Below are 11,973 nucleotides of genomic sequence, written 5' to 3'. Positions count from 1 at the left end.
TAGCATGCTTATGTATTATTACAAAAAATTCTAACAATTTGCAGTCTTATAATAAAAAAATAAATCTGCTATAATGAATATATAAGAAAGGCAGAGACACTAGTGTCCCTGCCTTTTATAGTCTATGCAAATAAGCAAAAATTTATAAGAGTTACCTCAAGGCTATAGCTCTAAAGGTATTCCCATTACTTTAAATCGTTTCTTTATAGACTACGTACCACTCTTCTTCTTTTTGTAGAATGTTGGTGCCTACCCAGCCTGCTTTAAGTAGCTTTTGCTGTTCCTCTATGTCAGACATTTTTATATTCATCTGATTTTCACCAAATACAATATAGGCATTTCCGTCGAGCCTCTTGCAAAATATGTAACGTAACATATTATCATACTTACGTTTAAGCGCTTTAATAACCATTCCTTGGCTAAGCTTGTCCTTCAAGCTGGCAAAGTTAAATGGAGCTACTGTCGCACAAATGTAGATGTACGGAGAATCCTGCAGGAGCTCCATTACTAGGTCTGCTAGTTTTCTTTGAAGACCGTAGCCTCGATATTCTGGATGGACATTTGTAATTTCCTGATAAACCACATCACCTAATTCTGCTTCGGAAAGACCGATATCATATCCTAGATGATGCTCATCCATTACCGGGATTGCAAGGGTACGAAACGCAATTAGCTCCTCACCAGCAAATACTCCTACCATTAAACGATGCTTAAGAGAATCTTCAAACTCCTCTCTTGTGAGGGGCTGTAAAAACTCCTTGTTCTCTAAGTGTTGGAGAACAACGCTCTGTAACGCTAAAATTTGTTCCATGTTGCTCGTTGTTAATTCTCTAGCTGGATAATCTTTTTCCCCTAGACTGACAGTCCATTCTTTCATTGACACACTTCCTCTTACTTCATGACTTTTACGGAGAACTCGGTTAACTCTTTTAACATATTTTCATCCACATCAATTCCTAAACCTGGGCGCTCATTAAGTTTAATAAATGGGACATCATAGCGTAAATTTCCAACGTCCTTCGAGAATTTAAGTGGGCCGGTCAATTCGACACTCGTAAATGCTTTTTTAGAAAATGCTACATGAAAACCTGCTGCTGAACCAATGGAAGACTCCACCATTGAGCCAATCTGGCATTCAAGTCCAGCCATTTCTGCCATATGAGCGAGCTTCATAGCAGGATATATACCGCCACATTTCATCAGCTTGATATTCACCTTATGCGCGGCTTGTTTTTCTATTAATTCACGCATGTCTCGTATTCCTCTCAACCCTTCATCCATCATGAGGGGAGTACTAGTTTTTGCCTTGACCTCCACCATGCCATTGAAGTCATCTGCCATAACAGGCTGCTCTAGCCAATCTAATCCTATATGCTCCAGCTGACGCATGGCAGAAATCGTGTTGGCACTGTTCTTCCACCCCTGGTTTACGTCCACTCGGATAGCAATCCCATTACCCACTTTTTCTCTAACGGCTTGGATTCGTTGTACATCAGAAGGCACTTCTGTTCCTACCTTCATTTTAAACGAAGTATAGCCCTCTTTCATACGTTTTTCTGCTTCTTTTGCCATCGATTCTGGTGTCCCTATACTCAAAACATGAGTTACCGGAAATTTTTCATGATACCGTCCGCCTAACAATTGGTAGACAGGAACGCCTAGTTTTTTACCTACTACGTCGTAACAAGCAATGTCTAAAGCTGCTTTAGCTGCTGGAGCTTGATAAACCGCCTTATCCATTTTTTCATGAAGTCGCTCAAACTCCATTGGATTTTCTCCAATCAACGCCGGTGCTAACGTATTTTTCAGCATCGCATAAGTGCTCTCCCACGTTTCCCCTGTTACATGCTCGTCTGCTACTGCCTCCCCATATCCAATGAAACCATCTTCTGTTGTTAGCTTAACTATGAGCGAAGGCATATCATCGTAAGTATGATAGCTGATGATAAATGGGTCAATTAATGGTAATCTAATAGCATAAATTTCTATTTCTTTAATTTTCATATTTTTCTAACTTCCTTTACATTTTTATATTATTTAGTTATAGTTGTCGTTAAATAGTCGTTAATTTTGTAAAAAAGGAGGGTGTCATGCAAACACGTATAGCAGTACTTGGTTCCGAAAATTTTATAAACCGCTTAAAGCTTTTCGAACAAGAAATACCTTCCATTCGTTTGGATTATTATCAATATCATACTCCAAAAGAAGCAAAGGAACTACTAAAAAATATCAAACCGTGCGATGCTGTATTCTTCTCCGGTTCGCTTCCCTACCTTTATGCAAAACAGGAGAGAGAAATGTTGCCGGTACCTTCCTATTATCTAAAACAGGACGGCACTTCTGTTGCTACTACATTATTAGCAACCTATAGCACTCCTATACAACAAATATCCATGGATTTAATAGAACCTGCCCTTGTAGAGAGTGTCCTACAGGATATTAATCAAACCGATTCAGTACCCTTCCTTAAGCAAATAGATCCGGCGTTCTCTTTAGAGGAAGTGGTTTCCTTTCATATAAATCTTCAAAGGACAGGAAAAACCAAATTGGCTATTACCTCAGTGCACGCTGTACATGAGGTACTGGTACAAAGGTGCGTACCTGTTGTACGAATGATTGACCCTAAAAACTCTATTTTAAAATCGATTGAGGAAACTAAGACATTGGCGTTGCTAGCAAAAAGTGAGGCTGCTAAGATTGCCGTTTGTTCCATCTCCCTTACCGAACAAGACATGAACACGGCATCAGCATTGCAAAGAATTACAGATTCAATTGATGCTTCTATTGTGAAAGCCGATGACCTCCTTTATTTGCTATTCACTACTCAAGGTAAAGTTCAGCAAGCCTTAGAGCACAATAAGGTTAATAATTGGCTTGAGCTTTTTAGTACACCAATTCGTATTGCCTTTGGTTATGGAACGACAGCAATAGAAGCAAGTGCAAATGCAAAAGATGCTTTAGCACATGCAACAGAAAATACAGTCTTCCTTATGAATGAGAAAAAACAATTGACTAACCCACTCTTCCAGGAAGAGAACAAGATCAATTTAAGAACGAGCGATCCTAGACTCGTTGTATTGGCTAAGGAAACAACATTAAGTCCAGCAAATCTATCTAAAATTATGCTTTTTAGTCGCCTCCATCATTCCGTTGCGTTTACGGCACATGATTTAGAAATCTTTTTAAAGGTCAGCCGCAGGACTACCGAAAGGATACTAAAGAAGCTGTTGAACCACGGGTATGCATCCATTGTTGGGGAAGAAATGACGTACCAGCAAGGACGCCCGCGAGCGATCTATGAATTTAATTTTCCTACCTACCAATAAATGTGTATGGGCATCAGCTAATCTTTTTATCCATATTCGATCATGAACCTATAAAAAAGAAAGAAAGTTCAGCTTGTCACTGAACTTTCTTTTTTTACGCTTCGGCAATCTCTCTGTTTAAAATTTCTTGCTTTTCTTCCTCTGTAATTTTCACAATAGAGTATCCTACTGCTGCAAAAATCATAGATAAAATAGGCACTGTATAATTTAATATTGCATATGGTGCATATTCAAAGGCACCTACTCCAAGTGTCGCTAAAATGAAAACACCACATGTGTTCCAAGGGATGAACACCGAAGTCAGCGTTCCTCCGTCCTCTAAAGCACGAGAAAGGTTTTTAGAGTGAAGCCCCATATTCGTATATGCTTTAGAAAACATTCTTGCTGGCACAACGATGGAGATATATTGCTCAGAGCATGTCGCATTCGTTGTAAAGCAAGCTAATATAGTAGAAGCTATCATCGAAAAAGCAGTCTTTGCTAGCTTTAAAATTTGATTCATAATAGATTGAAGCATACCTGAAAATTCTAAAATCCCACCAAATGTCATCGCCACAATGGTCATCGACACGGTATACATCATGGACTCCAATCCACCACGATTAAATAGTTCATCCACCATTGTGTTACCTGTTTCAATTACAAATCCACTTTGAAGAGCGCTAACAGCTGATGCTACGTCTCCCCCTTGTATAAAAATTTGAGAAAGGAATCCTAGTAAAATACCAACTACTAAAGCTGGTATAGCTGGTACCTTTAAAGCAACTAATACAATTACTGCTAACGGGATTAACAATAACCATGGAGATATTACAAAGCTTTGATCAAGCACACCTATTGTTTGCTGGATGCTCTCCTGATCAATACTGCTATTTTTATATTTCATTCCTAACAGACCGTAAGCTACTAACGCAATTACCGCTGCTGGTATAGTTGTATAAAACATATGTCGGATATGTACGAACAAATCTGTCCCTGTAAGACCAGCTGCAAGATTGGTAGTATCAGAAAGTGGCGACATCTTGTCACCAAAATAAGCTCCAGAAATAACTGCGCCCGCAATCATAGCTGCTGGAATCCCCATGCTTAGACCAATCCCCATACCTGCAACCCCGATAGTCCCCATTGTAGACCAGGAGCTACCAATGGCCAGAGAAACAATCATACAAATCACACAAATAGTTACTAAGAAGAAGGACGGAGTAATGATTTTTAGTCCAAAATAAATCATGGTGGCTACTACGCCTCCACCAATCCATGCCCCAATAATAAGGCCGACCAATATAATGATGACTACTGCTGGTAGTGCTAGTTTAATCCCCTTATACATCATTTCTTCGATATCATTCCATTTAAAGCCATGCTTCCAAGCAACAAAAGCTGCTACGATTGTACCGACTATTAGCGGAATGTGAGGACCTTGCTCCAACTTAACTACAGCAATAACCATTGTTATAATCATTACTATTAAAGGCGTAATCGCCCATATTAATGACATTTCTTTTTTCTCTGTTTGTTCCTTCTTTTCTACCATTCCACTTCACCCCTTCACGACTTTTTCGACAATTTATAATTGTCGTTTATTAGTCGCTATTAGAGATATATTAATCTTTTATTAAAAATTCGTCAATCTTTTTTAGCAACTTGTAAAAGCGTTTTCATAAGGACTTGAGCGCCGATATAAAGGGCTTTACGGTCAAAAGACATATGTGGATGATGAAGACCAGGAGAAAGGTCTGCACCGACCCCAATCATAGTAGCCTTTAAATCTGGCTGTCTAATCGTATAAAAATGGAAATCATCACTACCAGATGTGATAACCTCTTCCGCCAGGCTAACTTCTCCTATCGCTTCTATGATACCTTCTTTAGCTATTAAAGCAGCCTCATTGGAGACTTCTGCTCCTGGAGTGATATCCTGCCATTCCCATTCTATATCTATATCAAAAAGAGTTTGAAGAGCATGTAAATTCTTTTCAATTTGTACTTTCATCTGTTTTAGCACACTATTCTTTTGAGCACGTGCATCAATTGAAAAGCTAGCTGTACCAGGAATAATATTAGAGCTCTCACCGCCAGCCTGAATTTTAGTTAGTTTAGCGGAATATGCCTCAAAAGGAGAAAAATATAAATTCTTTAAGGATTGATGTATAGCGACTGCTACATCAATTGCATTCTGCCCTTGATGAGGTCTGGCTCCATGGGCATCCATTCCCTTAATTTTACCTTCAAGAAACATAGCTGCTCCGTGGTGAATTGCTGGTGAAACCTTACCAAAAGGTAGTTCTTCTATCGGTCTTAAATGCACACCAAAGAGATGCGTAACTCCTTCAAGCGCTCCTCTATCAACCATAGAATTCGCACCATTTCCTTTTTCTTCTGCAGGCTGGAAGATGAAACGAATACGTTTATTTAATTTTTCATCCTTGAGTAAAAGAAGGGCTCCTAAAACCATAGAGATATTAGCATCGTGACCGCAGGAATGATTGGCGCGGTAAACCCCGTCCACCTCCTGCCACAAAGCATCTATATCTGCACGAATTGCGATCACTTCATCCCCTTCACCTATCTCTGCTAGGAGGCCTGTAACATCATCAAATAATCGATATGATACGTGGAGCGAATCAAGGATCTCTGTTATTTTTTTCGTTGTTTCGAATTCCTTCCAGCTAACTTCGGGGTATTTATGAAAATGTTCAAACCACTCTAAAATTTGAGATTCTACCTGCATCTTTTCTCATTCTCCCTTTACACTTTTTTATTTTTAGATCTCTTTTGAAGCCCCAACTTTTTACTTTATGATTTCACACACACGGCCAATTTGACCATCTGTGAGTCTTACTTTAATACCGTGTGGATGAAAGGATGAATTCGTTAAAATATCTTGAACGATTCCTTTTGTTTTGTTACCGGTACGCTGATCCTTCTTCAAAATAATATAAACTTCTAGTCCTGCGTGAATGTCTTTTCTATTTTGTCCGTTCATATAATCACCTCTTTTTGTATCGTACCACTTTCATATCATGCTTACATCCATTTGTTTAATTGAAACCGGTTTTCCTTAGTAAGTTTTTAGAAGAAATGGTCGTCATTTTATATTTAGTACACTGCACATGCCAATAACAGCTATGTTCTTTGGAAAAAGCAAGACTTCATGCTATACTGTGAAAGAATTTTCATTACAAAAGGAGTGTTTTATAATGGCGAAAAAAGGTTATTTCCTTATGGAATCTGGAGACAAAATTGAATTTGAACTATATCCAAACGAAGCACCAAACACAGTAGCTAACTTTGAAGAATTAGCTAACAGTGGTTTTTACAATGGTGTAGTGTTCCACCGTGTAATTCCTGGTTTTGTAAGCCAAGGTGGCGATCCAACTGGTACTGGTATGGGTGGAAGCGGTAAAACTATTAAATGTGAAACTGCTGGAAATCCTCACAAACACGAAGCTGGAAGCCTTTCTATGGCTCACGCTGGAAAAGACACTGGGTCAAGCCAATTCTTCATCGTTCACGAACCACAACCACATTTAAACGGTGTTCACACTGTTTTTGGTAAAGTAACTAGCGGTTTAGAAGTAGCAAAAGCTATGAAAAATGGCGACAAAATGGAAAAAGTCGAAGTATTCGACGAAGCTTAAGTTAGATATTTTAGGTCTTGGGGTGATTATTTCCAAGGCCTATTTTAAATAACAAAATTACACCCCTCCCCCAGCTAAATCCCCCGTATCGTAAATCACTGAACAATATAAACAGATCATTACATCATAGGAGGTAAAAGGATGAAGGATTTCCATTGCTGTGCAACTTGCATTCATTTTAGCAGTGAAAAAACGACTAAAGGCATGTATTATAAATGCAAAAGATTAGGCTTTCAAACTGAACCCTCTCATAAATTCAACTGTTGGAACCCAAAAGAAAATGTAAGAAAGCTAATGGAGAAGACAGACACTAGTAAGTCTTAAACGATTTAACTAAAATATTACAACTATATATTTACACCGCTTATCCAATATTGTATATTTTACATATAACCAAAAGGTTATGTGTTGAGGAGGTCATTTTTTGACGGACATTTACAGAGCAATAGCAGATCCCATACGTCGTCGTATCCTCACCATATTGTCTCAAAAGGAATGTACTCAAACCGAACTAGTTGATCATTTCCCAATCTCCCAGCCTGCAGTAAAAAAACACCTCACTATATTGCTAGAAGAGGAATTAATTGAGGAAAGGAGAGAAGGAAAATATCGCCTCTATCGTTTAAAGCAAGACAATTTTGCTGTTCACTATAAAAAATTGCAAGAAGAGATTGGTTTGATATTAGAGGATAAGCTCACAAGCTAAAAAACTATTTAGAGGAGGATTAAAATTGGTTAAAGTCGTTCAGTCGGTTCAAAAGGAAATCTTCATAAAATCTACACCTGAGAAGGTATGGAGAGCACTTACGCAAGCAGACGAACGTAATGCCTGGGAAACCAGAAGTTGCGAAATGGATATAAGTATCGGCGGACAGGTAACCCTAGATTATGGGTGGGGCGCTAGCTATGTTGGAACTATTATAGAGTTAGAGGAAGAACAAAAACTCATTTTGCAAGGGAACGACAAGCAATTGACCACATGGACCATTACCTCTGAAGCAGATGGTGTCCTTGTCTCCATTGAATATACAGGCTCTTGGGCTGGGGACATCGGCTTAATGGAAATGGACAATATGCTTTTTGGTACTTATCAGTTCATGTTAAACCTTAAGAGTGTATTAGAAAAGGAAGTGGATTTACGCAAAAACTTTTGGAAAAGTTGGATTGGTGTCTTGCATCGTACTGCAGATAAGCGAGAAGGAACTAAAGTAGTTCAAGTAATAGCCTCTACTCCTGCTGATGGGTTACTAGAAGTAGATGACGTGATTACAGCAGTAAATGGGAATACGGTTCAATGCTATGACGACTTGGAAAGTTATGTATTTTCATGTGATCCCGGGCAAAATTTAATTATTTCTCTTATTCGAGATGGGCAGGAACTGCCGGTTAGCCTTCATACGATTGGTTTTGGTCATTCCAATTAATTTCGCTATATTGGAATCCAAGTAGGCCCTCCTTCGAGAGCCTACTTTTTGTTATGAGGATATCTGTCGGACTAGCAACAGACCATCTCTCGTCACTAATCGTAAAGCCTTATCCATCAACCCGCTCGCTTCGCCACCTACCGTTTTATAAGACCTACCCTCTTAAGTACTTTCCTTCCAACTCATTGCATTGGTTTTTAAAACAGTACTTCAGTTCTTATAACATCTCCGTAAAATAAAAACTACTACATTGTAAATAAATTACTTTTATAGTCATAATTATTTATTATTTTAATATTTGGTTACTATATTACAATACAGTAACAATTATAATATAAATTTGTATATTTATACCTTTTATATGTTTTTGTCGGTATAATAAATTATAACAAAATAGTGATAGGCGGAGGTGTACCTATGTTTCTAATCACTCGCAAAATCAATGGTACAACAGAGACCTTGAAAAATTCCAACAGCCAATTCAATAAAACTTTTACAACTTATGAGGATGCCCATAAATTTGTTCTAAAGTTAAATAATAATATTATTCCTTCTAAGCATTGGAAGGTTACCGAAGAGACGATGGAAGTTACAAACGAGCAGTCATAACTGCTCGTTTTTTATTATTTTACAGTTTTGCTTACCTGTCCGACCTCACCATATCCCGTCAATACCAGTGAACCCCAACATTTTTTCGTATCGCCTAAAAAATAATATGAAAAATCGTTACATATTCATCAGTCTAACCTTATCCCTCTACATATAAATAAGATAACTCTTAGCGAGGAGGAGGTGTTAATAATGAGTTATTCAAATTATTGTGGTGGTGGCTACGGCGGTGGATACGGCGGTAACACTGGCGGTGGCGGTTACCCAGGCGGCGGAGCTGGCATGGGTTCTGGATTCGCTTTATTAGTTGTTTTATTTATTCTTTTAATCATCGTAGTTGGTACTTTCGGATACGGAAGTGGCGGCGGCGGTTATGTTGGCGGAGAGTCCTGCTAAATAAAATGTGTTAATGTTCCTCCTAGTTACTATACTTTACCTCACAAGACGGGCTTTTAGGAGCCTGTCTTTTTTGTTACAGGTAGTTATTTTATAATGAGTTTAAGAGCTCAGCGTAATTATTTTTTGGAGTATTTACTTCCTTCGAAACTGGATAAGCCTCCATTAAGGCTGATTCAAAAGGGCTTAACATTGCTTTAAGCCTATCTTTATCACGAAGGTTTGGATCTAACCAATTCCCGAACATTTCTGGTGGTAGTATGACTGGCATACGATCATGAATAGTCTTTACTAAATAATTAGCTTCGGTTGTGAGAATAGTGCAGGAATGAACCGTTTCTTCATTTTCCCTTTTCCAGGTCTCCCATATTCCGGCTACTCCAAATAGTTCATTGTTTTTCATTTTTATAAGCATTGGAATCTTTTCCTTTTCATTTGCGATCCATTCATAAAAGGAATTCATAGGTATGATACATCTTCGTTGTGTAAAAGCATTGCGATAGCTAGGTTTTACATCAACTGTTTCAGACCTTGCATTGATCATTTTGTAACCTATCTTCTCGTCCTTCGCCCAGCTGGGTATCAACCCCCACCGTAGCTTCCCCATTCTATTGCTGGTTCCATCGTTAATAATAGCTACGACAGACTGAGAAGGGGCTATATTATAATTAGGATAATAATCCTCTTCATTGGATACAAACTGCACATCAAATCGTTCTTTCATCTGTTCCATATCCGTATATAGACTAAAACGTCCGCACATAAGAGAACCTTCCTTTCTGTTATCTGTCCTATATCCTTTTCCTATTTATTGTTCGTTCAAACGCAGGCAAAAATTAAAAAAATCCCTAGAGTGTTTTACTCTAGAGACATTTTCTATAAGAGAAATGAAATACCAATAATGAGTACGATAGGTCCTAAAATAAATAACCAGGCTAACGGTCTTGCAAAGTTGACAGACCAGCCAACTCCAAAGCGTTTTTCTACAAAAACACTTGGATCATCTTTGTTGATATAGAAAATACCGCCCTTCCAAAATCGATCATCATCTACAGATGTACTATGAGGATTTCCTGCAACCACTTCTTCCTCCCCTACTTTCAAACGTGATCCTCCTTGACCAACTTTTACAGTAAAAATAGCTACACTAGCAAAAGCAAGCACCAAAAATCCTATTGGTAAAGCAATCATAACTAGGGATGAGGTTATTTCAGGATGTATTGTCTGTAAGTGAAGATATCCCATCAGCAAGGTGACTCCTACCGACATGACAAAAGAGAGCCAGCTAGAGTATTTCCGAAATGCAAGCTGCTGCTTAACGGAAGTTTTTTTGCGTTGAGGGCTAATGCTTGTTCCCGACATTTTAATTCCCTCGCTAGTAAATAAAAACATTACCTGCATTATCAATAAAATTAGTGGAAGGGAAATAACAGTAAGATAGCTTTTCTCACTAAAAGCATCTGCTTCCCCAGTCGGACCCCAATGAGTAGGAATCATGTCCGGCATCTGTGGATATTTTATAAGCGTATAAAATATAAGCCCAATCGATACAATCATGGGAATAATAAATAAAATTCTCGGCAGCAGTTGAAGCTTCTCTTGAAATCCTAAATCAACTACTTTGACTTCATTTTTGTCGGAAAACCAGCGACGCTTCTCTTTTAATTTCTTCATTTTCGTATGCATGATGAAGTAATAGGCAACGCTCAAAAATAGAACACCAATTTGAATTCCAACACTAACAAGAGCCAATACCTCTTCCTGAGGATTTTGAAGCAACGCCCAAGCAATATAGCCCGCAAAAATAACTAACCCACCAAAAAGAACTACAGCTGTGTATCTATTTTTTAACTGAAGGATTTCCTTGTCCTTTTCATGCTGCTCAGGAACATTTACACCAAAAACAATCGTTGGTTTTAGAAATCTTGGAATGTATGCCTGTAAAATCGTAATAAATAAAAGAATAAATCCAAATAACAACAAAATCATTATTTACCCCTCCTTAATATGTCGAACAAGCTCTCGTACCATTACAACCATTTCTTCCTCTGAAAGTTGCAATACCATCCCCTCTGCTAGCAATGGGCGAATCTGTTCAGCTAACAATTGCTTTTGTTGATCTGTTGCTTTTTCCATGCCTTTTGGTTGTATAATTACCCCTGATTTCGGAACAATTTGAATGAAATCTTTCTCTTCCAAAAGATGATAAGCCTTATTAACCGTATGCATATTCATACCCAAATCAGCGGCAAAGCTTCTAACAGATGGCAAGGAATCCCCTGGCTTTAGCTCTCCTCTAGCCATTCCTTCCATCAATTGTTGCGCTAGCTGTAAATAGATCGGCACAGATGAATTCGGCTTTATCTCTATAAACATTTCATGACCTCCTATTTACCTCTTGTTCTATGTATATTATAACACACTGTTCTATATGTAGTATATCAAAATGTTTTTATTTTTGGCTATGTTAAAAGGTAGAGTTGATTTATGATGCAAATACATCAGAAAGTAGAATTGATTTTTCGCCCCAGCCGGACGCTTTCCGCGGGGTGAGCGATAAGCCATCACCCATCGCTTA

General features: G+C 38.3%; 15 protein-coding genes. 7 read left to right on the top strand and 8 right to left on the bottom strand.

Going from position 1 to position 11,973, the window contains the following annotated elements:
* Positions 1-190: 190 nt before the first annotated feature.
* Positions 191-877: a GNAT family N-acetyltransferase gene (locus Q0371_RS05590; protein WP_298469261.1), complete on the bottom strand. Its 687-nt coding sequence runs from the start codon at positions 875-877 to the stop codon at positions 191-193.
* A gap of 14 nt (positions 878-891) precedes the next feature.
* On the bottom strand, positions 892-2,004 hold the full coding sequence (locus tag Q0371_RS05585; RefSeq protein ID WP_298469258.1) for a mandelate racemase/muconate lactonizing enzyme family protein: 1,113 nt from the start codon (positions 2,002-2,004) through the stop codon (positions 892-894).
* A gap of 86 nt (positions 2,005-2,090) precedes the next feature.
* On the opposite strand from Q0371_RS05585, the gene Q0371_RS05580 reads away from it, so the two are divergent.
* The gene (locus Q0371_RS05580; RefSeq protein WP_298469255.1) at positions 2,091-3,326 is read left to right on the top strand and encodes a hypothetical protein; all 1,236 of its coding nucleotides are present in this window, start codon (positions 2,091-2,093) and stop codon (positions 3,324-3,326) included.
* A 94-nt stretch (positions 3,327-3,420) separates the two neighbouring features.
* On the opposite strand, the gene nhaC is transcribed toward Q0371_RS05580, so the two are convergent.
* The 3 genes from nhaC to Q0371_RS05565 all read right to left on the bottom strand — a co-directional run bounded on the left by nhaC (position 3,421) and on the right by Q0371_RS05565 (position 6,311).
* The gene (nhaC, locus tag Q0371_RS05575) at positions 3,421-4,860 is read right to left on the bottom strand and encodes a Na+/H+ antiporter NhaC (protein WP_298469252.1); all 1,440 of its coding nucleotides are present in this window, start codon (positions 4,858-4,860) and stop codon (positions 3,421-3,423) included.
* A 92-nt stretch (positions 4,861-4,952) separates the two neighbouring features.
* The gene (locus Q0371_RS05570; protein ID WP_298469249.1) at positions 4,953-6,056 is read right to left on the bottom strand and encodes an amidohydrolase; all 1,104 of its coding nucleotides are present in this window, start codon (positions 6,054-6,056) and stop codon (positions 4,953-4,955) included.
* Between the two features lie 60 nt (positions 6,057-6,116).
* A complete protein-coding gene (locus Q0371_RS05565; protein ID WP_169359290.1) occupies positions 6,117-6,311 on the bottom strand; it encodes a YwbE family protein in 195 nt (64 codons plus the stop codon).
* A 214-nt stretch (positions 6,312-6,525) separates the two neighbouring features.
* Between Q0371_RS05565 and Q0371_RS05560 the strand changes: the two genes are divergently transcribed.
* The 6 genes from Q0371_RS05560 (at position 6,526) to Q0371_RS05535 (ending at position 9,395) form a co-directional block, all read left to right on the top strand.
* Positions 6,526-6,966, top strand: coding sequence for a peptidylprolyl isomerase (locus tag Q0371_RS05560; RefSeq protein ID WP_169359291.1), 441 nt, complete (start codon positions 6,526-6,528; stop codon positions 6,964-6,966).
* 141 nt (positions 6,967-7,107) lie between these two features.
* The gene (locus Q0371_RS05555; RefSeq protein ID WP_240949685.1) at positions 7,108-7,290 is read left to right on the top strand and encodes a hypothetical protein; all 183 of its coding nucleotides are present in this window, start codon (positions 7,108-7,110) and stop codon (positions 7,288-7,290) included.
* 100 nt (positions 7,291-7,390) lie between these two features.
* Entirely contained in the window at positions 7,391-7,672 is a 282-nt protein-coding gene (locus Q0371_RS05550) for a metalloregulator ArsR/SmtB family transcription factor (protein ID WP_251555368.1), read from the top strand.
* A 25-nt stretch (positions 7,673-7,697) separates the two neighbouring features.
* Positions 7,698-8,390, top strand: coding sequence for an SRPBCC domain-containing protein (locus Q0371_RS05545; protein WP_251555383.1), 693 nt, complete (start codon positions 7,698-7,700; stop codon positions 8,388-8,390).
* Between the two features lie 417 nt (positions 8,391-8,807).
* Positions 8,808-8,999 (top strand): hypothetical protein, encoded by a 192-nt coding sequence (locus Q0371_RS05540; RefSeq protein ID WP_169359294.1) that lies wholly within the window; start codon positions 8,808-8,810, stop codon positions 8,997-8,999.
* A 192-nt stretch (positions 9,000-9,191) separates the two neighbouring features.
* Positions 9,192-9,395, top strand: a complete 204-nt coding sequence (locus tag Q0371_RS05535; RefSeq protein ID WP_169359295.1) for a YjcZ family sporulation protein — start codon at positions 9,192-9,194, stop codon at positions 9,393-9,395.
* 91 nt (positions 9,396-9,486) lie between these two features.
* Here Q0371_RS05535 and Q0371_RS05530 read toward each other — a convergent pair whose 3' ends face one another.
* The 3 genes from Q0371_RS05530 to Q0371_RS05520 all read right to left on the bottom strand — a co-directional run bounded on the left by Q0371_RS05530 (position 9,487) and on the right by Q0371_RS05520 (position 11,771).
* Complete coding sequence (locus tag Q0371_RS05530) at positions 9,487-10,158, bottom strand: SOS response-associated peptidase (protein WP_298469234.1); 672 nt, start codon at positions 10,156-10,158, stop codon at positions 9,487-9,489.
* 113 nt (positions 10,159-10,271) lie between these two features.
* Positions 10,272-11,384, bottom strand: a complete 1,113-nt coding sequence (locus Q0371_RS05525) for a DUF5808 domain-containing protein (protein ID WP_169359297.1) — start codon at positions 11,382-11,384, stop codon at positions 10,272-10,274.
* Positions 11,385-11,387: 3 nt separating this feature from the next.
* The gene (locus tag Q0371_RS05520) at positions 11,388-11,771 is read right to left on the bottom strand and encodes a GntR family transcriptional regulator (RefSeq protein WP_169359298.1); all 384 of its coding nucleotides are present in this window, start codon (positions 11,769-11,771) and stop codon (positions 11,388-11,390) included.
* Between the last annotated feature and the right edge of the window lie 202 nt (positions 11,772-11,973).

The organism is uncultured Psychrobacillus sp. (assembly GCF_938022135.1).
Classification (GTDB): Bacteria; Bacillota; Bacilli; order Bacillales_A; family Planococcaceae; genus Psychrobacillus.
The sequence above is the reverse complement of the archived record's forward strand: the minus strand, read 5'-3'. Positions and strand labels throughout refer to the sequence as shown.